The 23507-nt window shown below is 68.2% G+C and carries 24 protein-coding genes; 10 read left to right on the forward strand and 14 right to left on the reverse strand.

Annotated elements, in window-relative coordinates; all coding sequences use genetic code 11:
• From J9611_RS12945 to J9611_RS12985, 9 genes are all read right to left on the reverse strand, one after another.
• Positions 1–473: iron-containing alcohol dehydrogenase (locus tag J9611_RS12945; RefSeq protein ID WP_211880730.1), on the reverse strand; the 473-nt coding region annotated here is incomplete at its 3' end.
• 1 nt (position 474) lies between these two features.
• Positions 475–1449 (reverse strand): NAD(P)-dependent oxidoreductase, encoded by a 975-nt coding sequence (locus J9611_RS12950; protein WP_211880731.1) that lies wholly within the window; start codon positions 1447–1449, stop codon positions 475–477.
• Positions 1450–1475: 26 nt separating this feature from the next.
• A complete protein-coding gene (locus J9611_RS12955) occupies positions 1476–2996 on the reverse strand; it encodes an aldehyde dehydrogenase (protein WP_211880732.1) in 1521 nt (506 codons plus the stop codon).
• Positions 2997–3006: 10 nt separating this feature from the next.
• Complete coding sequence (locus J9611_RS12960; protein WP_211880733.1) at positions 3007–4110, reverse strand: mandelate racemase/muconate lactonizing enzyme family protein; 1104 nt, start codon at positions 4108–4110, stop codon at positions 3007–3009.
• Between the two features lie 5 nt (positions 4111–4115).
• The gene (gene fae, locus J9611_RS12965) at positions 4116–4670 is read right to left on the reverse strand and encodes a formaldehyde-activating enzyme (protein ID WP_246527775.1); all 555 of its coding nucleotides are present in this window, start codon (positions 4668–4670) and stop codon (positions 4116–4118) included.
• A 2-nt stretch (positions 4671–4672) separates the two neighbouring features.
• Complete coding sequence (locus J9611_RS12970; protein WP_211880735.1) at positions 4673–5608, reverse strand: glycine betaine ABC transporter substrate-binding protein; 936 nt, start codon at positions 5606–5608, stop codon at positions 4673–4675.
• Between the two features lie 81 nt (positions 5609–5689).
• The gene (locus J9611_RS12975) at positions 5690–6475 is read right to left on the reverse strand and encodes an ABC transporter permease (protein ID WP_211880736.1); all 786 of its coding nucleotides are present in this window, start codon (positions 6473–6475) and stop codon (positions 5690–5692) included.
• Positions 6472–7494, reverse strand: coding sequence for an ABC transporter ATP-binding protein (locus J9611_RS12980; protein WP_211880737.1), 1023 nt, complete (start codon positions 7492–7494; stop codon positions 6472–6474). The genes J9611_RS12975 and J9611_RS12980 overlap by 4 nt, the downstream gene beginning before the upstream one ends.
• Positions 7487–8152 carry an ABC transporter permease gene (locus J9611_RS12985; protein ID WP_211880738.1) on the reverse strand — a complete coding sequence of 222 codons (666 nt, stop codon included), beginning with the start codon at positions 8150–8152 and terminating at the stop codon, positions 7487–7489. The genes J9611_RS12980 and J9611_RS12985 overlap by 8 nt, the downstream gene beginning before the upstream one ends.
• 140 nt (positions 8153–8292) lie before the next feature.
• Here J9611_RS12985 and J9611_RS12990 point away from each other — a divergent pair, with 140 nt between their 5' ends.
• The 5 genes from J9611_RS12990 (at position 8293) to J9611_RS13010 (ending at position 13456) form a co-directional block, all read left to right on the forward strand.
• Positions 8293–9210 carry an IclR family transcriptional regulator gene (locus J9611_RS12990; RefSeq protein WP_307857096.1) on the forward strand — a complete coding sequence of 306 codons (918 nt, stop codon included), beginning with the start codon at positions 8293–8295 and terminating at the stop codon, positions 9208–9210.
• 281 nt (positions 9211–9491) lie between these two features.
• Entirely contained in the window at positions 9492–9959 is a 468-nt protein-coding gene (locus tag J9611_RS12995; protein ID WP_211880740.1) for a GatB/YqeY domain-containing protein, read from the forward strand.
• A 353-nt stretch (positions 9960–10312) separates the two neighbouring features.
• A complete protein-coding gene (locus J9611_RS13000) occupies positions 10313–11416 on the forward strand; it encodes a methyltransferase (RefSeq protein ID WP_211880781.1) in 1104 nt (367 codons plus the stop codon).
• A gap of 72 nt (positions 11417–11488) precedes the next feature.
• The gene (locus J9611_RS13005; RefSeq protein WP_211880741.1) at positions 11489–13084 is read left to right on the forward strand and encodes an ABC-F family ATP-binding cassette domain-containing protein; all 1596 of its coding nucleotides are present in this window, start codon (positions 11489–11491) and stop codon (positions 13082–13084) included.
• A 48-nt stretch (positions 13085–13132) separates the two neighbouring features.
• The gene (locus tag J9611_RS13010; protein ID WP_211880742.1) at positions 13133–13456 is read left to right on the forward strand and encodes a hypothetical protein; all 324 of its coding nucleotides are present in this window, start codon (positions 13133–13135) and stop codon (positions 13454–13456) included.
• A 48-nt stretch (positions 13457–13504) separates the two neighbouring features.
• Here J9611_RS13010 and corA read toward each other — a convergent pair whose 3' ends face one another.
• Positions 13505–14500, reverse strand: coding sequence for a magnesium/cobalt transporter CorA (gene corA / locus J9611_RS13015; RefSeq protein WP_211880743.1), 996 nt, complete (start codon positions 14498–14500; stop codon positions 13505–13507).
• Positions 14501–14537: 37 nt separating this feature from the next.
• Positions 14538–15035, reverse strand: coding sequence for an Lrp/AsnC family transcriptional regulator (locus J9611_RS13020; RefSeq protein ID WP_211880782.1), 498 nt, complete (start codon positions 15033–15035; stop codon positions 14538–14540).
• 176 nt (positions 15036–15211) lie between these two features.
• On the opposite strand from J9611_RS13020, the gene J9611_RS13025 reads away from it, so the two are divergent.
• A complete protein-coding gene (locus J9611_RS13025) occupies positions 15212–16453 on the forward strand; it encodes an MFS transporter (RefSeq protein ID WP_211880744.1) in 1242 nt (413 codons plus the stop codon).
• Between the two features lie 83 nt (positions 16454–16536).
• Here J9611_RS13025 and J9611_RS13030 read toward each other — a convergent pair whose 3' ends face one another.
• Complete coding sequence (locus J9611_RS13030; RefSeq protein WP_211880745.1) at positions 16537–17040, reverse strand: Lrp/AsnC family transcriptional regulator; 504 nt, start codon at positions 17038–17040, stop codon at positions 16537–16539.
• 132 nt (positions 17041–17172) lie between these two features.
• Between J9611_RS13030 and J9611_RS13035 the strand changes: the two genes are divergently transcribed.
• Complete coding sequence (locus J9611_RS13035) at positions 17173–18336, forward strand: trans-sulfuration enzyme family protein (protein ID WP_211880746.1); 1164 nt, start codon at positions 17173–17175, stop codon at positions 18334–18336.
• On the opposite strand, the gene J9611_RS13040 is transcribed toward J9611_RS13035, so the two are convergent.
• Positions 18333–19601, reverse strand: a complete 1269-nt coding sequence (locus J9611_RS13040) for an MFS transporter (RefSeq protein ID WP_211880747.1) — start codon at positions 19599–19601, stop codon at positions 18333–18335. The genes J9611_RS13035 and J9611_RS13040 overlap by 4 nt on opposite strands.
• Before the next feature lie 124 nt (positions 19602–19725).
• On the opposite strand from J9611_RS13040, the gene J9611_RS13045 reads away from it, so the two are divergent.
• Positions 19726–20709, forward strand: coding sequence for a LysR family transcriptional regulator (locus J9611_RS13045; RefSeq protein WP_211880748.1), 984 nt, complete (start codon positions 19726–19728; stop codon positions 20707–20709).
• A 182-nt stretch (positions 20710–20891) separates the two neighbouring features.
• Here J9611_RS13045 and J9611_RS13050 read toward each other — a convergent pair whose 3' ends face one another.
• Positions 20892–21944: a nitronate monooxygenase gene (locus J9611_RS13050; RefSeq protein ID WP_211880749.1), complete on the reverse strand. Its 1053-nt coding sequence runs from the start codon at positions 21942–21944 to the stop codon at positions 20892–20894.
• A gap of 36 nt (positions 21945–21980) precedes the next feature.
• Here J9611_RS13050 and J9611_RS13055 point away from each other — a divergent pair, with 36 nt between their 5' ends.
• Positions 21981–22988: an N-acetylglucosamine kinase gene (locus tag J9611_RS13055; RefSeq protein WP_211880751.1), complete on the forward strand. Its 1008-nt coding sequence runs from the start codon at positions 21981–21983 to the stop codon at positions 22986–22988.
• Between the two features lie 21 nt (positions 22989–23009).
• Positions 23010–23462: an NUDIX hydrolase gene (locus tag J9611_RS13060; protein ID WP_211880752.1), complete on the forward strand. Its 453-nt coding sequence runs from the start codon at positions 23010–23012 to the stop codon at positions 23460–23462.
• The last annotated feature ends 45 nt before the right edge of the window (positions 23463–23507 follow it).

Raw genomic sequence — 23507 nt, forward strand, 5'->3', positions numbered from 1 at the left:
ACCTCGGCTCCGGTGCCGGCCGTCGTCGGGACGGCAACGATGGGCAGCGCCGGGTTGGCGAAATGGTTGCTGTAGTCCAGTCCGGCGCCACGCGCCTGGTTTACGGCGCCGAGGGAGATTCCCTTGGCGGCGTCCATGGATGAGCCGCCGCCCACGGGCACCAGCACGTCTACGGCGGCGGCCGCGGCGAGGTCCGAGCCCGCGTCCACGCACGTGGTGGTGGGGTTGGGGGTGACGCCGTCGAACACCGTGACGGCCAGGCCCGAAGCCTCGAGGGAGGCGCGGACGGCGGAGACAACGTCAGTGGTGGCGAGGAACGGGTCGGTGACGATCAGTGCGGATGTGGCCCCGAGTGCGGCAACGATTCCGCCGACCTCGGCCACGCGGCCACGGCCGAAGTAGGCGGTGGGCTTTGGGTCAAGGGTCAGTTCGGTGGAGGCCAGCTCCGCGTGGATCTGCATCTGGGTGTGCATGTCAGGCTCCTTCTACCGTGGTGCGCAGCTGTACGCCAATGGCGTCTTCGTAGAGTTTCACCGGGGTCATTTCGCCGGCTTTGTCGCCATAGAGCGCCTTGGCCCGGCGGTAAAGCTGCTCCACCAGGGAGGACAGTTCCACGGGGACGCCCACGGAGCGGGCCAGGTCCACCGAGAGGCCCAGGTCCTTGCAGGCCAGGGCAATGGCGAAGCCCTCGTCGTAGTCGCCGTGGTTGAGGATGGACAGGACGTCGTTCTGGACGAAGTTGGAGTTGGCGGGGCTGGCGATCAGAGCCTGCCGCAGGACTTCAAGGTCCACGCCTGCCTTGACGCCGGTGCTGAGCACTTCGGCGGTGGCAACGAGGTGGGAGAACCACAGCTGGTTGATCATGAGCTTCACGGCGTAGCCGGCGCCGTGGCCGCCCACGTGCAGGATCCGCTCGGGATCGCCCATCGCTTCGAACACCGGGCGGAGGCGTTCGACGTCGGCGGCCTCGCCGCCGATGAAGATCTGCAGCATGCCGTTCGCGGCACCCACGGACATACCGCTGACGGGTGCATCCAGGACGCGGATGCCGCGCGTGGCACCGGCTTCCCGGACGCGGTTGGCTACCTCGGGGACGGAGGTGGACATGTCCACCCAGGTGCCGCCGTCGGCCAGCCCGTCCAGGATGCCGCCGGGTGCCATGGCGACGGTCTCCACATGCTTCGGAGTGGGGAGCATGGTGATCACGACGTCGGAGCCGGCGGCGACGGCCGCGGCGCTGTCGGCCCACTCGGCGCCGTTGGCCAGCAGTTCCGCAGCGGATTCGCGGCGGACGTCGTTGACGACCAGCTGGAAACCGGCGGCCTGCAGGTTGCTGGTCATGCCGGAGCCCATGTTGCCGAGGCCGATGAATCCGATCCTGGCGGATCCGGGAGTCAGAGGCGCTTGCGTAGAAGCTGCGGCGGCGGGTGCGTGTGTTGGTGCAGTCATTGCTTCAGGTCTCGTTTCCAAGGAAGTCAGTCCTCGTCCAGGGGCGCGTCGCCCAGGTTGATCCAGGTGGTTTTCAGGGCGGAGTAGGCGTCCAGGGCGTGCAGGGAGCGGTCCCTGCCGAAGCCGGATTCCTTGAAGCCGCCGAAGGGGGTGATGATGTCCGCGACGTCGAAGGTGTTCACCCAGACGGTCCCGGCGCGCAGTTCCCGCGCCACGGTGTGCGCCTTGGTGACGTCCTGGGTCCAGACGCTCGCGGCGAGCCCGTATTTGGTCTCATTGGCCATGCGAACGCCCTCGGCGGCGCCGCGGAAGGTGCTCACCGCCAGGACGGGCCCGAAGATTTCCTCCTGGCCGATGCGTCCGGCGTTGTTGACCCGGTCCAGGACGGTGGGTTCGAGGTAGTAGCCGTTTTCGACGCCGACCGGACGGATCCGGTTGCCGCCGGTGGCGATGCTGATGCCTTCGGATTCGGCGATCCGGTAGTAGCCCAGGATGCTCTGCAGCTGCTGGTCATCGATGATCGTGCCGATCTGCGTGGCAGGGTCCAGCGGGTCGCCGAGCTGCAGCGAGCGGCCCACCTTGATCACTTCTTCCAGCAGTTCGTCGTGCACGCGCTCGTCCACCAGCAGCCGGGAGCCGCCGTGGCAGGTCTGGCCCGCGTTGTAGAAGATTCCCCAGGCTACGGCGGAGGCGCATGCGGCGATGTCGCCGACGTCGTGCAGCACCACCTGCGGTGACTTGCCGCCCAGCTCCAGCGCCACCTGCTTGCCGTTGGATTCGGAGGCGTAGCGCTGGAAGTACCGGCCCACCTCGGGGGACCCGGTGAAGGTGATTTTGTCCACCAGCGGATGCCGGCCCAGTGCGGCGCCGGCCACGTGTCCCAGGCCGGGGATGACGTTGAAGACGCCGTCCGGAACGCCGGCCTCGGAGGCGAGTTCGGCCAGGCGGAGGGCGCTGAGGCTGGTCTGCTCGGAGGGTTTGAGGACCACCGAGTTCCCGGCCGCCAGGGCCGGGGCCACCTTCCAGGCGGAGATGATCAGGGGGTAGTTCCACGGCACGACGGCGCCGATCACGCCCAGAGGTTCGCGCGAGATTATGGCGAGGGCGTTGCGCGGGGTGGGTGCGACGTCGTCGTACACCTTGTCGATGGCTTCGGCGTACCAGCGGAACGTGCGGGCGCAACTGGGCACGTCCACGGCGAGGGCGTCGCCGATCGGGTGGCCGCTGTCCGTGGATTCCAGCAGGGCCAGTTCCTCGGCGTTCTGGAGGATGAGTTCCGAGAGGCGGGTGAGTACCTGCTGCCGGTGGCGCCGGTCGGTCCGGGACCATGTACCGGCGTCGAAGGCCCGGTGCGCTGCCTGGACGGCGTCGTCCACGTCCTGCTCCCCGGCCGCCGCCACCTGCGCGATGACGGAGCCGTCCCGCGGGGAGATGGTGGGGAAGGTGCCGCCGTTGCGGGCGTTCCGGAAGCCGCCGTTGATGAAGAGCCCCGTGGACGGGCGCTGCGCGGCGGCCCGCTGGATCCAGTCGTTCTTTGTTGCTGTCATTGCCTGTTCCTTAGGCCGAGTACTTTTTGACGGCGTCGTAGTCGATGACGGCGCCCAAGCCGGGGAGATCGGGGACCCTGAGGGTCCCGTCGCCGTCGATGTCCAGCGGCTCCATGAAGAAGTCCCGCCGCTCCGGGGTCCATCCCGGCGGATCGTAGGGGAATTCCAGGTAAGGGCCTGCGTCCACCCCGGCAGCGACGTGCAGGTTGGCCAGCAGGCCCAGGCCGTTGCTCCAGGTGTGCGGGGTGAAGAACCGGTGCTTGAGGTTCGCGGTTTCGGCCACCTGCCGGGCCCGGTACATGCCGACGGCCAGGGCAACGTCAGGCTGGTAGATGTCGTAGGCGTCGGCTTCGATCAGTGCCATCATTTCGGCCATGCTGCGGACCATCTCGCCGCCGGACACCTGGATGCCGGTCTGCTCGCGGACGCGCTGGGCGCCCTTGATGTCTGCCTGGGGGAGAGGCTCTTCCAGCCAGCGGACGTCGAGTTCGGCCAGCCGGGCGGCCAGCTTGTGCACCTTGGACAGTTCCAGGGCGGGCTCGATGTCCCCGCTCATGCGCCACATCTGGTTCAAGTCCACCATGAGGTCAAAGTCGCTGCCCACGGCCTCGCGGGCGGCGCGGACGGATTCCAGGCCTTCGTCGAGTCGGTCGCGGGAGATGCGGATCTTCATGGCTTTGAAGCCGCGGTCTTTGGCTGCGAGAGCGGATTCAGCCCGGGCGACCGGGGATTTCAGTTCGCCGGAGGAGGCGTAGGCCACGAGCCGGTCGCGGGCACCGCCGAAGAGGGTGGCGACGGGAAGGCCGGCCACTTTGCCGATGATGTCCCAGAGGGCGGCTTCGAGGGGCCAGTAGCGGCCGCCGTGGAAGTTGATGGTCTCGATCCGGCGGACCTGGTTGAGGATGGCCAGCGGATCGGTGCCGATGAACAGGTGCTCGTAGGCCTCGAAGCCGTCCATGGTGTCGCCGGAACCCACACCGGTGATGCCTTCGTCCGTGTCCACCTCCACCAGCGTGGCCGGGAAGGACGTCCGGGGTACCGGGTCCCAGGCGGCGTTGAAGGGAGGGTCCAGGGGCAGAACCATGCGGGTCAGCCGGATAGCGGTGATCTTCATTGTTGTCAGCCTCTCGGGGTGAAGAACGGATTGGACGGGAAGTGGCGTGCTTCGATCACCGCTGCTGTGGAGGGCAACTGCCGGGCGCCGTTGGCCAGCGCGGTGCGGGCGGATTCGCGGTTGTTGCGGTACACGGCGTCTTCGTCGTCGGCGCCGGGGTTGACCCAGACGGCGGCGATCACCACGTGCGAATCGGCCTGCTCTTCGGTGACAGTACCGCTGGCCAGGGCGTCCGCGACGCCGGCGGCGATGCCCGCCTGGGCGGCGCCCCAGATCAACGTCCCGTGCCGGTCATTGACCGGTGCGGCCTTCGTGACGAAGAGGGTGAGCGGCTTGACCGGCAGCGAGGGCCGGAGCACGGTGACGAACGGGACGTGGCCTGCACTCGGCGTCGCAAGGGCCGTGGCCCAGGCGGTTCCTGCCGGTCCGTCCCGGTGGCCCAGGACGGTGTTCACGTGGGCCGCGTTGACGCCGTCGCCGTTGAACGATTCGCCGATCTGGACTGCTTGCTGACCCACCTGCCGGGCCCGGGAGGTGGGTTGTGTCTGCTGCTCGGTCATCCCTAGATCAGCCCTTCCGAGGTGAGCCATTCCTTGGCGATCTGGTCCGGATCGTCGCCGTCGACGTCGGCCTTGGCGTTGAGCTTCTGCATGACCTCGGTGGTGAGCTTCGGGGAGACCTTGGCCACGATGTCGGCGATGGCCGGGTACTTGGCGAGCATGTCCGCCTTGATGGTGAGTGCCCCCTGGTAGATGGGGAAGAAGTGCTTGTCATCCTCCATGACCTGGAGCTTCAGGGAGGGGATGCGGCCGTCGGTTTCGAAGACCTCCCCGAAGTTGCAGTCCTGGCCCTTCTGGGTGGTGGTGTAGATAACGCCGGTGTCCAGCATGGAAACCTTGGCATCGGGGCTCAGTCCGTATTCCTTCTTCAGTCCGGGCCAGCCGTCATCACGGGTGGAGAATTCGCTTTCCATGCAGAAGGTCTGCTCCTTTGCCGGGAGCTTGGCGACGTCGGAGAGGGACGTGACGTTCAGCTCCTTGGCCTTATCCTCGCGGATCGCGAAGGCGTACGTGTTGTTCAGCGGAGCCGGGTCCAGCCAGGCGATGCCTTTCTTGGCATCGACGGCTTTCACGGCGTCGAACATTTCCTTCTTGTCCTTGAGCGGAGTGGTCTGCTTGTTGTAGGTAATCCAGGACGTTCCGGTGTATTCCCAGTAGCCGGCGAACTGGCCGGTTTCGAAGGCGGTGCGGACGTTGGAAGAGCCCACCACCTTGGTGTTGGTGGTGGTCTGGGCTCCGTGCGCGTTCAGCAGTTGGCTGGTGATGTGGGAGAGGATGAACTGCTCGGAGAAGTCCTTTGCACCGATGGCACCGGTCAGTCCGTCGAGCTCCTTGCCCTTGCCGTCGCTGGTGGAGGAGGTCGCGGCTCCACCGCAGGCGGTAAGGCTCAGTGCGGCAACGACGCCGGTGGCCAGGAGGGCGAGAACGGGTTTCTTCATGGTGGGTCCTTTGCTGGAGTGGGCAGGAGCCAGTGCCGGAAGGGCCTGGCAGCGTGGAAAGGCTTCGGTGGGTGGAGGTGGCTAGATGCCTTTGGGCTTGAGAAGGTCCTCAGCCAGCCCGGCCAGCCAGTCAATTGTCAGGGCGATGCAGGAGACCACCACGGCGCCGGTGATCAGGACCGGCCAGCGCTGGAGTTTGAGTCCGTTGACGATCATGTCGCCCAAGCCTCCGGCGTTGATAAACGTGGCAACCGTGGCTACCCCCACGCAGAAAACCAGGGCGGTCCGGAGCCCGGCAACGATCACCGGGATGGCGAGGGGAAGCTCGATCCTGGTGAGGACCTGCAGCGGACGCATGCCCATCCCGCGGGCGGCCTCGGTGAGGCTTGAGTCCACCTGTTCCAGACCCACGAGGGTGTTCCGCAGGACCGGCAGGACGGAGTAGGCCACCAGGCCCACCAGCGCCACTTCGAAACCGAGCTTCCAGACAATCGCCAGCAGGATCACCAGGCCGATGGCCGGGGTGGACTGGCCCATGTTGGCGATGCCGAAGACAACGGCGTGCACGGCCTTGGAATGGACCCGGCTGAGCGCGATGCCGGCAGGGATGGCAATGACCGCCACGATGGCAGATGCCACCACGGTAAGACGGAGGTGCTCGAAGGTCCGGTCCTGCAGGTATGTCCAGTTCAGGGTGCGCAGCTCGATCGAGTCCAGCTGGAGCGAGGAGATCCACAGGAACAGCGCAAGCAGGGCCAGCACGATGACGATCGGGGTGCCGAAGCGTTTGACGGGAAAATACTTCCCGCGCCGGTTGGAGGCTGTTCCGAATGCGGTGGACAGGTCCCGTGTGGCCTGGGCCGTCATGGCCGGACTCCCCCGGCCAGCGCGGGAGGCAGGATTTCGGCGCCGAGAACGGCGGAGATCTTTTCGATGTCGATGGATCCCACTACCCGGCCCTGGTCGTTGACCACCGCGACCGGGGTTCCGCCGGACAGGACGAGGGAGTCGAGGGCGTCGCGGAGCGAATCGTTAACGTTGACTTCGATGGCTCCGCGGACGGCGACGTTGGGGCCGAGGGCCGCCTGGTGCACGGGAATGAGGCCCAGTCGCTTCAGGGCCGCACCGTGACCGACGAACTGGGAGACATAGTCGTTGGCGGGATTGGCCAGGATGTTCGCGGGGGTGTCGAACTGCTCGATCTGGGATCGTTCGGACAGTACAGCGATCCGGTCTCCGAGGCGGACTGCTTCGTCGAAGTCGTGGGTGACGAAGACGATGGTCTTGCTCAGTTTCTCCTGCAGCCGCAGGAATTCGCTTTGCAGCTTTTCGCGGGTGATGGGGTCCGTGGCGCCGAAGGGCTCGTCCATGAGCATGACGGGAGGATCCGCGGCGAGGGCCCGGGCCACGCCAACGCGCTGCTGCTGGCCGCCGGAGAGCTGACGGGGGTAGCGGGACGCGTAGGTCCTGGGGTCGAGTTCGACGACGGAGAGCAGCTCTTCGACGCGGGCCTGGATCTTGTTCCTGTCCCAGCCGAGGAGCCTGGGGACCGCGGAGATGTTCTCGGCGATGCTCATGTGCGGGAACAGGCCGATCTGTTGGATCACGTAGCCGATCCGGCGGCGGAGTTCGTTCGGGTTCAGGGACAGGATGTCTTCCCCGTCAATGGTGATGGACCCGGACGTGGGCTCGATGATGCGGTTGATCATCTTCATGGTGGTGGTTTTGCCGCAGCCGGAGGGCCCCACGAACATGATCAGTTCGCCAGGGGCGATGTCCATGGAGAAGGAGTCGACGGCGGGGCCTGCCTGGCCGGGGTACGTCTTGGTGACGTCTTTCAGGACGATCCGGGCGCCGGCGGCCGGACGGGAGAGTGATTCAGGCACGAAGTCCCCTTGAGGTAGTGAGGCGGCGGATGAGCACGAACGCCCCATCCAGCAGGAGGGCAAGGACGATCACGCCGACGGTGCCGACGATCGCGAAGTTGAGCGCGTTTTTGGAACCGAGGCTGGACAGGCCCTTGAAGATCATTTCGCCAAGGCCCGGACCGCCTACGTAGGCCGCAATGGCGGCGATGCCCATGGAGAGCTGGGCGGAGACGCGCACCCCGGTGAGGACAACGGGCCAGGCCATGGGCAGCTGGACACGGAACAGGGTCCTGACCCTGCCCATGCCCATGCCGAGTGCGGATTCGGAGACAGCGGGCGGCACTTCCCGCAGCCCCACCACGGTGTTCCGGATGATGGGGAGCAGCGCGTAAAAAGCCAGGCCCACGATGGTGGGGGTCCAGCCGAGTCCGAGCACGGGGATGAGCAGGGCCAGCAGGGCCATGGACGGGATGGTCAGGCCCACGCCGGCGCCGGCTATGGCCACCGAGCGGCTGATGGGTTTGTCCCAGACCAGCACTCCGATGCCGACACCGACTACGGTGGCGATCAGCAGGGAAACCAAAACGACCACCAGGTGCTGGGTGGCGGATTCGGCGATGTCTGCCGATCTCTTCGTGAGGAACGTACCGAAGTCCGAGAAGAACGAGTCGTTCAACGTGATCCTCCTTTTCACTTCGTCGGGTCAAGGATCGTGGTTCACATCTGCGTGAGCCATGCCATAACCCTAAAGGCCGCGTTCCCTTCTGCACAATACGAGTTGTTGATATGTCAACGCGGGCTTGTTATGGTCATCGTGTGACTGACTCTCCCAAAGGCGCAAGTGACGCCATTGCCCGCCCCGCACGGCGCAACTCCTCCGGCCTGCGCCGCGACCTGGAACTGCTGGAAATCCTGGGCTCACCGGAAGCAGTTGAAGCATCCGGGCTCGGTGTCAGCAAAGTGGCCGAGATTGCCGGACGGGACAAAGCGCAAGTATCCCGGACACTGGCCACCCTCGCGGAGGCCGGGCTGGTGAGCCGCGATCCGGACAGCCTGCTGTACAGCCTGGGGTACGGGCTCTATGCGCTGGCGGCCAGGACCGCCGAGGCCCGGATGGTCAGCGCTTCGGCGCCCTATCTGAAGCGCGTTTCCGCAGCCACCCACGAGACCACGCACCTCTGCGTGCTGCGCGGCGGGACCGTGCTGACGCTGAAGAGCGAAATGTCCAACCACACCTACCGGGCGCTGGGCTGGGAGGGCGTCAGTGTGGATGCCTGGGGGACGTCCTCCGGCCGGGTTCTGGTCAGCGACTGGGACTCCACCGCCCTCCGGGACTGGTACGACGTCCATGCGGCCAAGATTTCGGCGCAACGGGGTACCGGGGAACAGGATCTCTCGCCCTTGGCGCTGGAATCCGGGCAGGTCCCGTCCGCCGGGCACGCCCCGTTCAAGATCGAGACGTTCGAGGAGCTCTGCGCCGAGATTGCCCAGATCCGCCGTCGCGGCTACGCGGTGGTGGACGAAGAGTTCGAGCTCGGCGTCGTCGGCGTCTCCGCTCCCGTGTACGACTTCAAACAGAGAATCGTTGCCGCTATCAACGTCAGTGCACCGAAACAACGCTTTGGCCGCCATCTGGAACAAGCCGGTGCCTTGGCTGCGACTGTGGCAATGGACTTTTCCGCTGCCCTGGGGGCAGACCTCAAAGGCAGGCCCTTGCATGGGGTGAAAGGCTAGGAAGGCAGGGGATGGCATCTGAGCGTAGCCTGTGGGCTGAGGGGGCCGTTTATAGGGCGCAAATGTTGAAAACCGACGTCAGTCCAGCGCCTATCAATGAACGACTTTTCCGCGAAATCTAGCCGAAGTTCCACCGACTATTTATCAATGGACCACATCATTGGCGGCTCTTCCATTCGAAGAGGTCAGGAGTTCGAATCTCCTTAGCTCCACAGATTTCACGGGTTCAAACGAAGCTCAGCATGGCCCGCCCGGGCCAAGGCAATGAGACGATGAGTACCATGAGCACACTTAAAGAACGGCTGCACACAGACGTGGTCAGGCACATGAAGGACCACGACAAGGTTGCGCTCACCACGGTGCGCAACGTCCTCGGAGAAATCGAAACCCGGGAGAAGTCCGGCAAGACGCCGGTCGAGCTTGATGATGCCCAGGTGACGGCCCTGCTGCAGAAGGAAGCCGCCAAGCGGCACGACACCGCCCGCATCTACACGGAGGCTGGCGAGGCAGACCGTGCCGCAGCCGAAATCGCCGAAGCCGAGGTCATCGAGGCGTATCTGCCGAAGGCACTGAGCCCCGCCGAGGTGGAAGCCATCGTCGACGACGTCATTGCGGCCCTGAAGGCGGACGGCGTCGAGCTGTCCATCCGGCAGCTGGGCGCCGTGATGAAGCCGGTCACCGCCAAGGTCGCCGGACGTTTCGACGGCAAGGCCGTCAGCGAGATCGTGCGCGGACGCCTCGCCGGGTAACAGGCCAGGTAACAGGCCGGGGCCCGCCGGAAGCTCCCTGTTCCGGCGGTGGCGGACGGCGGCCATGCCCACCTGTATCCTGAGAATGCAGCTTGAACGGCATGGCTGGCCAGCGATCCAGCCCGGTTCGCGGCCGGACGACTCGCCGGAAACCCGGGCCAGCTCGTAGGACGCCGCGGATTTTCCGCGCAAACGTCAGTCTCCGATCCGCCCTCGGACGCTGGGAATGGACCTTTATCACTACCGACGCGCAAGCCCCCTTGGGAATCCCGACGTCGGGCGTGCAGGCCCCGGGCGCTGCCACCCCGGACGCTGCCACGCCGGGCGCTGCCACCCCGGACGGGCACGCCGTCGTGGCCTGGGCCGAGGCCGGCGGCAGCAGGACGGCCCGATGGCTTTCGGCCAACGGCAGGGCGGCGCCGACGCGCGTCGAAGTGGTCACCGACTCCCTCACGGCCGACGACGCGAACCGGATGGCGTCCCAGGGCATCGCGATGCTGTGGCACGGTGACTTCCACAACGCACGGCAGATCCTCAACGCCATGGACCGCCGTCTGGGCGCCGGAACGAAGAAGACCCCTGGCACCGCGGCCGATGGGTTCTATCGATATCGCCAGTCGCGCTCGCATCGTGCACGCATGCTCGGCCTGCTGCTGGTTCCGCTGGATCCGGGCGCCGTGGTGCCGCTGCGGCGGGCCCCGGATCTCCGGGAGACTGTCGCCGAGGCGTACGGCGCAATCGGCGAACCTTCGATTGTGTCCCTGCATGAGCTGGTGGGCGCAATCGGAGCCCACGAGTGGCGCAGGAACGGCGTCTACGTCGGCGCCCTGCAGGGCCGCATCCACCCGCACTATGGCACGTTTTTCCCGACCCGGAGTGAGTATGTGGATCTCGTGGCCGCCGCTGCGCTGCCCTCTGACACGCTGGCGTTCGACGTCGGAACGGGCACCGGGGTGCTCGCCGCCGTCCTCGCGCGCCGTGGCGTCCGCCGCGTGGTGGCAACGGACAATGAACCGCGTGCAATCGCCTGCGCCGGCGAGAATTTCCGGAACCTCGGTGTCGCGGACCGTGCCGAGGCCGTCCTGACCGACATGTTCCCGCCCGGACGGGCACCGCTCATCGTGTGCAACCCCCCGTGGATTCCGGCCACGCCGCATTCGTCCCTGGACAGCGCCGTCTACGACCCCGGTAGCCGGATGCTGTTCCGCTTCCTGAACGGGCTCGCCGACCACCTGGAGCCGGGCGGCGAGGGCTGGCTCGTCCTCTCGGACCTGGCCGAGCACCTTGGCCTGCGGTCCCGGAACGATCTGCTGTCCGCGATTGACTCGGCCGGGCTGGACGTGATGGGGCGGCTCGACACCAAGCCAACACATCCGAAGGCATCCGACCGCAGCGATCCGCTGTTCGAAGCGCGCTCTGCCGAGGTCACCTCCCTGTGGCGGCTCGTTCCCCGCTAGTCCCAGGCCCCGCCGCAAAATCGCGCCATGCCGTTCCCGGCCTCACAACCCCCATTCGAGAGAGAAACACCCATGAGCCTGATCCGGCTGCAAGACGTCAGCGTCCGCTTCGACAACACACAGATCCTGCGGGAGGCGTTTTTCCGCCTCGATGCGAAGGACAGGGTCGGGCTGATCGGCAGGAACGGGTCCGGCAAGTCGACCATCCTGAAGCTGATCCTTGACCAGGTGGCGCCGGACACCGGTACCGTCACCCTTGAACTGGGGACGAAGGTCGGGTACTTCTCGCAGTTCTCCGAGCTGAACGGCGACGCCACGATCACGGACGTGCTTGACGGGCTGTTCTCCGACATCAAGTCCATTGAAGCCGAGCTGGCCTCGATCGACGCCGACATCGCGGCGGACCCCTCGGATGCCGCGGAACTGGACCGGCTGGTCAACCGCCAGGCCGGCCTGTTCGAGGACATGGACCGCCTCGACGGCTGGGACTACAAACGGCGCATCGACACCGTACTGACCACGCTCGGGTTCAACGAGGCCCACCGCGTCTGCGCGATCGACGAACTGTCCGGCGGCTGGCGCAACCGCGCGGCCCTGGCCAAAATCCTGCTCGAGGCCCCCGACGTGCTGCTGCTGGACGAGCCCACCAACTACCTGGATGTGGCCGGCGTCGAGTGGCTCGAGGCCTGGTTCCGGGACTTCCGGGGCGCCGCGGTCATCGTCTCGCATGACCGGAAGTTCCTGGACGCCGTCGTCACCCGGATCATCGAGGTGGAGAACTTCCACCTCCACGAGTACCCCGGCAATTTCGGTGAGTACGTCATCCAGAAACAGTTCCGGCTCAAGACCCTCGAGGCGCAGTTCGTGCACGAGTCCGAACTGCTGGCGTTCGAGGCCGAGGGCATCGCCGACCGCCGTGAGGCCGCGAAGGCGGCCGGCAGCAGCCTGGGCAACCAGCTGGCCCGGATCAAGAAATCCCGGGCACCCCGGCCCGTGGACCAGATCATCACCGAGATCTACGGGGGCCTGCACGTCAAGGACGTGCTGTGCCGCATCGAAGGGCTCGGAAAGTCCTACGGCGGGAAGGCACTCTTCACCGGGCTGAGCCTGGAAATCAGGCGGGGCAACCGGATTGCGGTCCTGGGGTCGAACGGCAGCGGCAAGAGCACCCTGCTGCGCGTGCTGACCGGGGATGAACCCGCCGATTCCGGCACCGTTGCCTGGGCCGGCGGGGCGGCCGTGGTGTCTTACAACCAGGTGCTCGAGGACCTCGACCCGGATGACACGGTCACCCACGCCGTCAACGCGATGCCGGGCAGCCTCGCCTTCACGGCGACGAAAAAGTCGGTGAACCGCTTCCTGACGATGTTCCAGTTCTCCGAGGCCGACCTCAAGCAGCGGATCGGAAACCTCTCCGGCGGCCAGCAGGCGCGCGTCGCCATGGCCCAATGCCTGCTCTCCGGAGCCTCCGTGCTGCTGCTGGACGAACCGACAAACCACCTGGACATGTCCAGCACCCAGGTCATGGAGCGGGCGCTGCTCCACTTCCCCGGCGCCGTCGTGGTGGTCAGCCACGACCGCTTCTTCACCGAAAAGATCGCCAACCGGCACCTCGTCTTCGGCGCCGACGGCGCAGAACGCGGTGAAATCGACGTGCGCGCCGCCTGAGGGCATGCGGACACTGCCGACCCGCCGGATCCGCGGGATAATGGAACTATGACCGAGCAGGATCAGGACCGGGACCCCTGGGAAGAGTTCGACAGGCTCAAGCCCGCAGGCCCCGACCGAATCGGAGGGTACCCCGGCGGCGAGCCCCAGGGGTTCGGCTTCCGGACGGGGGTGCGCAGCGCCCGCGTGGCGCTCGGCTTCGCCGTCTATGCGCTGGTCCTCGGAACCACGCTGGTCCTCATCGGGGCGGTCGCCTTCGTCGGCAGCGGCCAGTGGCTGCTGCTCGGGCTGATGGTGCTGATCGAGGCGGCCTTCATTCTGGCTTTCTCACGGCTCGTGGCCCTGGCGCGCAACCGGCGGACCTCCCAATAGGGGCAGATACAGTAGGGGCAGATACAGTAGTGCGGCGACGGGGCAGGGCTACAGCCAGCCCTTCTTCTTGAAGATTCCGTACATCAGCGCCGCCGTGGCCGCCATCAGGCCGATCGCCATGGGGTAGCCCAGGGCCCAATGCAGTTCCGGCATATGGTCAAAGTTCATGCCGTAGACGCCCGCCACGAAGGAGGGCGCAAAGAAGATCGCCGCCCAGGAGGAGATCTTCTTGACCTGCTCATTCTGCTTCGCGCTGGCCTCATTCTGGCGGTTTGCCGTCAGCGTCCCGTCAAGCGTGAGGGCGTTCTGCAGCAGGTCACGGAAGGAATCGGCGCGGGAGATCAGCCGCTCCACGTGGTCCTCGACGTCCCGGAGGTTGTGCTGGAGCTCCGTGTCCACCCCGTATTTCTCGAACCCGCGCCGCAGCAGCTGCATCATGGCAGGGAGCGGGTGGAGGGCGCGCTGGAACTGGATGACTTCCCGGGCCAGCTCGTAGATGCGCCGGGATACCCTGGGATCGCCGCTGAAGAGCTGGTCCTCGATCTCGTCGATGTCATTTTCCAGCCCGAGGACGACCGGGACATAGTCGTCCACGACCTGGTCCACGAGGGCATACAGCACCGCCTCGGGACCGTGGCCCAGGAGATCCGGCCGCCCCTCCAGCCGGCGGCGGACCTGCGCGACGCTGCCCGTTTCGGCGTGCCGGACCGTGACGACGAAGTTCTTGCCGGTGAAGACGTGCAGTTCGCCGAACTCCACCGTTTCGGTGTCATCCAGATACCGGGCCGGCCGCAGCACGGTGAACAGATTGTCGCCGTAGCGCTCCAGCTTGGGGCGCTGATGCGCGGAAATGGCGTCCTCCACGGCCAGTTCGTGCAGGCCGAACTCGGCCGCGACGGCGGCCATCTCGCTTTCCGTCGGCCGGTACAGCCCGATCCAGGCCATGCCGCCGTGCCTGGCCAGGGTCTCGAAAGTCTGCTCGAGGCTCTGCGGCTCGGCACTGCGGACGCCGTCAACGTAGACGGCGTTATCGATGATAGTCACGGGCCAATTATCCAGCCTGCGGAAGCGGCGCCGTGCATCACTTCGCGCGGCCGGGCGCCAGCGCGCTGCCCTGGGCCAGCCGGCTGATGAGCGGCTCCGTGCGGTACGGGATGTGCGTGTGCAGGGCCAGCACGGTCTCCGTCCGGATCACGCCCTTGATCCTGAGGATGGAACGCAAGGCGGCCTGCAGGCCGTGCGTGTCCGTGGCCACCACCCGGCACCAGACATCGCCGCGGCCCGAGATCTCGTGCACCTCCAGGACCTGCGGGATCAGGCGCAGGGCACCCACCACCCCGTCGAGCTCCCGGTGGTTCACCTCGATCGTCACGAAGGCGACGACGTCGTAGCCCACCGCCTCGAGGTCGATCTCCCGGCCGCCGTCGTGCAGCAGGCCGGAGCGCAGCATCCGGCGCACCCGGGACTGGGCGGTGTTCCGCGCGATGCCGAGGTTTTCGCTAAGGTCACCGATCTGGATCCGCGGATCCCGGATCAGTTCCAGCAGGATCTTCAGGTCGGTGGGGTCCAGGCTGTTCAAATCATCACTCCGGCTCACTGTGGCGACCCACGATTGACTGTTTTGATCAATATTCGCACAAATTGCAGTCCGATTCGTCACTGATGCCTCATTCTGTAGGTATCAATCTTCAACCGGGCCAGCCGGTTCCTCCATAAGAGGGAAAGCGCGGCCCGGCACCACGCAAGGGCACCGACATGACTGTCTTCAGCGAACTTCGCATGCGCCCCGCCACGGCTGGACGCCGGGGCTGGGACGCTTCCACCACGGCACGGCTGGCAATGGCCGGAGTCGTGATCTTCACGCTGCTCGTCGGGGCGAATCTGGCCACCCCGCTCTACCCGCTCCTGCAGGCGAAGCTCGGCATCACCGCGCTGGACGTCACGGTGGCCTTCTCCGCCTACGTGCTGGCCCTCGTGGCCACGCTCATGCTGACCGGCCACTGGTCGGACCACATCGGCCGCCGGGCGGCCCTCGTGCTGGCTGTGCTGGTGGGCCTCGCCGGCGGCTCGGTCTTCGCCACCGCGGACAGCCTGCTGGCGCTCTCCGTCGGCCGGGCGCTGCAGGGCATCGCGGTGGCGCTTGCCACCGGCGCGAGCTCCGCCGCCCTGCGTGAGCTGCTGCCAAGCCGTCCCGAATGGGCCTCGCGGTTCACCCTCCTGGCATCCGCCGGCGGGGTGGCCGCCGGGCCGGCCATCGGGGGTGTCCTCTCGCTCCTGCCCGGGCCGACGTCCACGCCGTACTACCTGCATTCCTTCCTGCTGGCCGCCCTGCTGGTCCCGCTGTATCTGCTCAAGGCGCGCCCCGCCATCAGCCAGGCTGCCGGTCCGCAGCCGCTGAAGGTCCTGGCGCCCCGCCGCCCCTCCGTTTCCCGCGAGGCCCGGGGAGCCTTCTGGCTGGCCTCGGCCGTCGGGTTCCTCAGCTTCGCGGTCTTCGGCTTCTGCCTCTCACTCGCGCCCGGCTACTTCGCGCAGATCGTCCACGCCGATTCACGGCCCCTGATCGGGCTGCTGGCGGGGCTCACGCTCGGATCCTCCGCGCTCAGCCAACTGCTGGCCGTGCGTGGCAGCTTCGTTGTTCCCGTGGGACTGGCCGTGCTCGGGGTGTCCGTGCTGCTGATCGCCGCGGCCGCCGCGTGGAGCAGCCCCTGGCTGCTGATCCTGGCCAGCATCACCGCCGGGATCGGGCAGGGCCTCTCCTTCCGGACCGTCTTCAACGATGTCGCGGGCAAGGTCGAGGCAGCCCGACACGCCCAGATCATCAGCACCGTGTACGTCATCACGTACCTCGGAAGTGCATTCCCCGTCATCGGGCTGGGACTCGCGGCGGCAGCCTTCGGCCTCCAGGCAGCCGTGGCCGGCTTCGTCGTGCTGTGTTCAATTGCGGCGTTCACACTGGCGGCTGCCACCCTCGGCGCGGCGCTGCGCCGGCGGTCCTGACGCCGGGCAGCCGCCACGGCTGGTCCGGCAGCGTGGCCCGGCGGCTGGTCCGGCAGCGGGCTCCGGCGGGCTATTCCGGCAGGCTATTCCGGCAGCGGGCCGTGGTTGCCCTGGATGTGGTCAAAGACCAGGGTGGTCTCGGTGTGGCCCACCACGGGATCCGTGGCCAGGTTGTCCAGCACCCAGTCGCGCAGATCCTCCGTGGTGGCCACAGCGATGTGCAGCAGGTAGTCGACCGAACCCGAGGTGTGGAAGGTCGAGAGCACCGCGGGCAGCTTGGGAACGCGGGCGGTGAAGCGGTCGATCTGCTCGCGGTCGTGGGCGCGGAGGCGGACGGCAATCAGTGCCTGGACCGAGCGGCCGATCGCGGACAGGCTGAGCTTCGCCTCGAAGCCCTGGATGATCCCGCGCTCCGAGAGGGCCCTGGTGCGCATCAGGGCCGTGGACGGGGCGATCCCCACCTGCTCGGCGAGTTGCTTGTTCGAGATGCGCGCATCGGCCACCAGCGCCGCGAGCAGCCGCTCATCGATGGCGTCCAGCGGCTCGCCGGCGCCGGCCGGCCGAATATTCTTCGCACTGCTGCTCACGGATCCTCCTTGAAGTGTCATCAGTTCATCATAAACGCCCCATTCCGGCAGTTCCATTTACCAGCTCTGTAAGATCCCGAATTATTGCCAGATACTGGGCGTATTCAAGGGCGAATATTCATAAGGAGCAACGTGATATCTCACGACACGCTGGCTGTCCACGCCGGCCGCAACGGACTCACCGCACTGGGCGTACATGCGGTGCCCATCGACCTCTCCACCACGGCGCCGCTGTCCTCCGTGCACGACGGCGGCCTGGCCTACGAGCACATGGCCGCCGGCGGAACGCATCTGGAGGGCCAGAGCACCGTCTACCAGCGCCTGTGGAACCCCACCGTGGCCCGCTTCGAAGAGGGCGTCGCCGTCCTCGAAGACACCCCCGAGGCGGTGGCCTTTGCAACCGGCATGGCCGCGCTCAGCGCCGTGCTGCTCGCCGTGGTGGCGACCGGCAGGAAACACGTGGTGGCGGTGCGGCCCTTGTATGGCGGCAGCGACCATCTGCTGGCCTCGGGCGTGCTGGGCAACGAGGTCACGTTCACGACGCCGGAAGGCGTCCACGGTGCGCTGCGGCCGGACACCGGCCTGGTGGTCCTGGAGACGCCGGCGAACCCCAGCCTGGAGCTGGTGGACATCGCCCGGGTGGCCGCGGCGGCCGACGGCGTCCCGCTGCTGGTGGACAACACCTTTGCCAGCCCGGTCCTGCAGCAGCCCTTCAGGCACGGCGCCGCCATGGTGTTGCACAGTGCCACGAAGTTCCTGGGCGGGCACGGCGACGCGATGGGCGGCGTGGTGGCCGCCGCCCCCGAATGGACCGGAAGGCTGCGCCGGATCCGGGCCGTGACAGGGGGCATCCTGACCCCGTGGCCGGCATACCTGCTGCACCGCGGACTGGCGACGTTGCCCGTCCGGGTGCGCGCCCAGCAGGCCGGCGCGCAGAAGGTCGCCGCCGCCCTGGCGGAACACGGACTGGTGCAGCGTGTCTACTACCCGGGCCTGCCGGAGTGCGATCCGCAGGGACTGATCGGCACACAGATGTCCGGCCCGGGTTCCCTCATGGCGTTCGAGCTTGCCGGGGCGGAGCACGCCGAGCGGATTCCCTCAGCCGTCAAGTGGATCACGCACGCCGTCTCGCTCGGCGGTATCGACACCCTGATCCAGCACCCGGCCGGGCTGACCCACCGCCCGGTGGCGGCCGACGCCAGGCCGCACGCCAGCCTGCTGCGCATGTCGGTGGGACTCGAGGATCCCTCTGACATCGTGGCCGATCTCGTCCAGGCCATCGAGGCCACGCGCTAGCTGCCCGTAACCGGTTTCGGGGCAGCGGCAGCGGGATGCACGACGGCGGTGATCACCGCCGTCGTGCACGCCAGCCCGATCACGGCGAGGGCGAGGGCGGTCCAGCCAAGCGACTGGAAGACCAGGCCGCCGGCCCAGCCGATGACGCTGGAGCCCAGGTAATAGGCGAGGTTGTAGAGCGAGGCAGCCTGCGCCCGGCCCGTCGTGGCAATGACTCCGGTCCAGCCCGCGCCGATGCTGTGCGCCGCGAAGAAGCCGCCGGTGAACAGCAGCAGGCCCGCGAGGATGAGGGCCAGCACCTGGGTCAAGGTCAGGGCGAGGCCGGCCGCCATGAGGATGGTCCCGGAGATCAGGACGTTGCGCCGGCCGAACCTCAGCGTCAGCCCGCCGGCCCAGCGGGAGGAGACCGTTCCGGAGAGGTAGGCCAGGAAGATCAGGCTGATGGCGGTGGCCGGCAGGCTGAAAGGCTCGCCGGAAAGGCGGAAGCCGAGGTAGTTGTAGACGGCCACGAAGCCGCCCATCAGCAGGAAGGCCTGGATGTACAGGGCCAGCAGCCGCGGATTCCGGCCGTGCCCGGCGAGGGTCCGGATCGCCCCGCGGAAGCCGCCGGCGGACGCGGCCGCGAATCCCCGGGCCTGCGGCACGAGGACCAGGAACAGGACGGCGGCCGCGGCGGCCAGGATGGAGACCGCCAGGGCGGCGCCCCGCCAGCCCCACAGTTCTCCGACGACGCCGGCCACGAGGCGCCCGGCGAGCCCGCCCAGGGTTGTGCCGGCGACGTAGCTTCCGGCGGCCATGGCGGCGTGGGCCTTGTTGACCTCCTCATTGAGGTAGGCGATGGCGATGGCCGGGATGCCGCCAAGGGCCATGCCCTCGAGCATCCGCAGGCCCAGGAGCAGCGGGAAGCTGGAGGCCAGCGGGACCAGCAGCCCCAGGGCGGTCGCGGCGCAGATGCCCCACATCATGGCCCGGACCCGGCCGATCCGGTCGGCCAGGAACGACCACGGCAGCACCGTCACCGCCAGTCCCACCGTCGCGAGGGAAATGGTCAGCGCCGCTCCGGCCGCCGTGACCTGCAGGTCCGCCGCCATCATGGGCAACACCGCCTGGGTGGAATACAGCTGGGCGAACGTCGCGACGCCAGCGAAGGCCAGGCCGGCAAGGATCCTCCGGTACGCCGCGGAGCCCTTCGGATGTCCGGCCCAACCGGGCGGCCCGGGCTGGAACGTCGGGGCGGGTCCGTGCGGTCTGGGAAAGCGGGGCATGCCTCCAGACTAGATCCTTCCTTAGCTATGCATCCAATGCATGATCTCCGTAGAATCAATCTGTAATTTGCAACGGTTCAGGACGGTGCAGGACGATGGAGAACGACCGAGGACGGGCCGGGGCATGGACGTGGAGCACAAACAACTCGTGCAGCTGCTGCCGCTCCTGCCGCTGCTGGCCGAGCTCGGGCGCACCCAGCACATCACGGCCACCGCCGAGGTGCTGGGACTGCCGCAGTCGACGGTCAGCCGGGCCGTCTCCCGGGCGAGTGCCATCGTGGGCACCGAACTGCTGGTCCGGGACGGACGGGGGGTGCGGCTGACGCCCGCAGCCAGGGCGCTCCTGCCCCACATCGAGGCCGCGCTGGCCGAATTCCAGGCCGGACTTGACCTGGTCCGGCACGAGTCGGAGGTGGTGCGGGGTAGGATCGCCGTGTCCTTCCAGCACACCTTCGGCGAGGCGACCCTGCCGCTGCTGATCAGCGCCTTCCGGAACCGGCACCCGCAGACGGCCTTCGACCTCAGCCAGGGTGCCAGGGACGGCTGCCTCGCGGAGCTGGCCGCGGGCGCCGCCGACCTGGCCCTGACAGCTCCCGTCGCGGCACCCGGCCGGAGGATCGCCTCGGCAGCCCTGTACCGGGAACCGCTGCGGCTCGTCGTGCACCACCGCCACCCTCTGGCGGGACGCGCGGGCGCAAAACTGGCCGATGTCCGGCAGGATCCGTTCGTGGCGCTCGGACCCGGATACGGGATGCGGTCGCTGACCGATGCGCTGTTCCGGGAAGCCGGGTTCCGGCCCCGCATCGCCTTCGAAAGCCAGGATACGCACACGGTCCGCGGCCTCGTCTCGGCCGGACTCGGCGTCAGCATCCTGCCGCCCGGAGGCCTGGCGCCCGGCCGCCACACGGCGGAGCGGCAGGGCGACCTGGGCTGGGTGGAGATCCCGCTGGAGTCAGCCCTGGCCTTCCGTGAGATCGGCGTGGCATGGCGGGAACGCCCGGGCGGAGCCGACGCCGAGCCTGACGCGCTGCGGCTGTTCCGGGAACTCGTGCTCACCGAGGGGCCGGCGCTGCTGGCCGGATTCGTGCGCGAACGCTCAGGAGGCTGAACCGCCCACTGCTCCGTCCGAGGAGCCGTGCGGCCAATTCGCCGGAAACCCTGCGGGGTCGCCGGAAGCTTGCGGCGACCCCGCAGCTTTCCGGCGAGCCCGGCGCGGAATCCGAGGCACCGTGCGCCCGAGTCCGAGGCACCGTGCGCCCGGGGCCGGCCGGCGGGACGTCATCCGCACGGTCAGTCGTCCGCCAGCAGCCCCGCCAGGATGCCTGCGACCGGGCCGGACTGCGCCCGCTGCCAGCCCGTGCCGGCCCAGAGGTTCAGCCGCTCCGGGTCCCCGGCGGCCGCCGCCGCCGCACGCAGCGGCGCGGTGAGGTGGTGGACGGCCGGATAGACCTCCGGGGCATCGGCGTGGTCCCGGACGAACTCGTTGACCAGGGCCCGGGCCTGCCGGCCGGTGAAGGCGGCCGTGAGCTGCGTCTCGGCGAAGTGCGGACTGGCCAGGGCGTCCTTGTGCAGCTGCCGGGCGCCGCTCTCATCCGTCCGGAGGAATGCGGTGCCCAGCTGGGCGGCCTGCGCTCCCGCAGCCACTACGGCGTTCAGCCCTGCCCGGTCCATCACCCCGCCGGCAGCGGCCAACGGGAGTCCGACGGCGGACCGCACCCGGGTGACCAGCTCCGCCGTCGTGCCCGGCTGGGGCACACCCTGACCGGCGCTCCGGCTTCCGGCGCCCGGCTGGAACGCCGCGCTGTGGGCTCCGGCGCTCACGTGCTGGACCACGAGCGCATCGACGCCCTGCCCGGCGGCCTCCAGCGCTTCGGCCGGGGTGGTGACGGTGGCGATCACCGCGGAGCCGGCCCGCCGGAGCGCGCGCACCACGTCCGGACCCGGCAGCCCGAACGTGAAGCTGACCAGCTCCACCGGGTCCTCCAGCAGCGCCGCGACCTTGTCCTGCCAGGCGTCGTCGTCATCGAGCCGGAGCGGCGGGACCTCCACCCCGTAACGTTCGGCATCCGCCCGCAGCCGGGACCTGTACTCCTCCAGCTGCGCCCTCAGGGCCCCGGACGGCTCCAGCTGGGCCCGGTCCGGGACGAAGACGTTCATCCCGAAGCGCACCCCGGCGGCCCGGGTGCTGCGGATCTCCGCCTGCATCGCCTCGACACTCTTGTAGCCGGCGGCGAGGAACCCCAGGCCGCCGGCGGCGTGCACGGCGCCGACGAAGGCCGGGGTGGACGTCCCGCCGGCCATGGGGGCCGCAATGATGCGGGTACCGAAGAGGGAATGCGGCATGGCTGACTCCTGGGGGCGATTCAGTAGGCTGTCCTGATGACCCATTCTGACATCCCTCCGGCGCGCCCTGCCCGGTCCTCGTCCGCATCGTCCGCCCCCGCGGCGCCGCCGGGGCCCGGCCCTGCAGGCGCTGCGATCCCAGGCCCCGCCGGCGGAGGAGTTCCCGGCGTCGTGATTGGCCTGGACATCGGCGGGACGAAGACCCGCGGTGTGCGGTTCGAGGACGGCATACCGGCCGCCGACGAGTCGGTGGGAAGCTCGAACGTCCAGAACGTCAGCCGCGAGGAGGCGGCACGCCACCTCGCGGAGCTGTTCGCGAGGATCGGCGGGGGAGCCGTGGCCCGGGTGTACGCCGGAGCCGGCGGCATCGACACCGAGGAGGACGCGGCGGCGCTCGCCGCGCTGATCGCACCCCATGCCCCGGGCGCCCGGATCACTGTGGTCCACGATTCGCGGCTGCTGCTGGCCGCCGGGGGCGCCAGCACCGGCGTCGCTGTCATCGGCGGCACGGGATCGGCGGCCTGGGGCCGGAACAGCCTCGGCGAAGAGGCCCGCGCCGGCGGCTGGGGCTATCTCCTGGGCGACGAGGGCAGCGGGTACTGGCTGGGCCGCGAGGCCGTCCGCGACGGCCTGCGCCGGATGAACCAGGGGCTGGAACCGGACGAACTGACCACGGCGCTGCTGGACTCCTGCGGGGTGGATGAGCCCAACAAACTGATCGCGCTCTTCCATTCACCGGCCACCGGACGCCGGTACTGGGCCGAGCGGGCCCGGCTCGTGGTCGACGCTGCCGCCGCCGGCCACGCCGCGAGCAGGGAACTCGTGGACCAGGCCGGCCGCGACCTGGCCGGGCTCGCGGAGCAGACGGTCCGGCAGCTCGGCATCGACGGCCCGGTGATCCTCGGCGGCGGATTGGGCATGAACGTCCCGGGCCTGCAGGACTCCTTCCGGTCCGCCCTGGCCGCCGCGGGCATCAGCGACGTCCGCGTCCTGGACCGGGAGCCCGTCTTCGGTGTGCTCCAGCTTGTGGCCGAACAGGGCTGAGGACCCGGCTACGCTGGTCTGATGAGCCTGAACTTCGATACCCGCCCGGCCGCCTACGCCGTCATCATCCGCGACGGCTCCATCCTGCTGGCGTACTGGAAACAGGGCGGAAAAGAAGGCTGGACCCTTCCCGGCGGCGGCCTGGACCTGGCCGAGCACCCGGTGGACGGGTGCCGCCGGGAGATCTACGAGGAAACCGGATACCACGCGGAGATCGGCAGCATGCTGGGCATCGACGTCGGGCACTGGCCCGCCGAGATCCGGATCGACGGCGGCGAGCGGGACTTCCAGTCGCTGCGCCTGGTCTATGAGGCCAGGATTACCGGCGGGGAGCTGCGCCACGAGGTGAACGGCAGCACCACGCATGCAGCCTGGATCCCGCTCGCGGAGGTGGCGGAACTGAACCGGGTCTCGCTGGTGGACGCCGCCCTGCGGCTCTACCGCGAACGGCCGCTGGACGGCAAACTTTCCTGACGCTGTCAGGTACCTGCCTTTACAGCCAAAAATCAGCATGACTAT

The sequence above is a fragment of the Pseudarthrobacter albicanus genome (assembly GCF_018224015.1).
Classification (GTDB): domain Bacteria; phylum Actinomycetota; class Actinomycetes; order Actinomycetales; family Micrococcaceae; genus Arthrobacter; species Arthrobacter albicanus.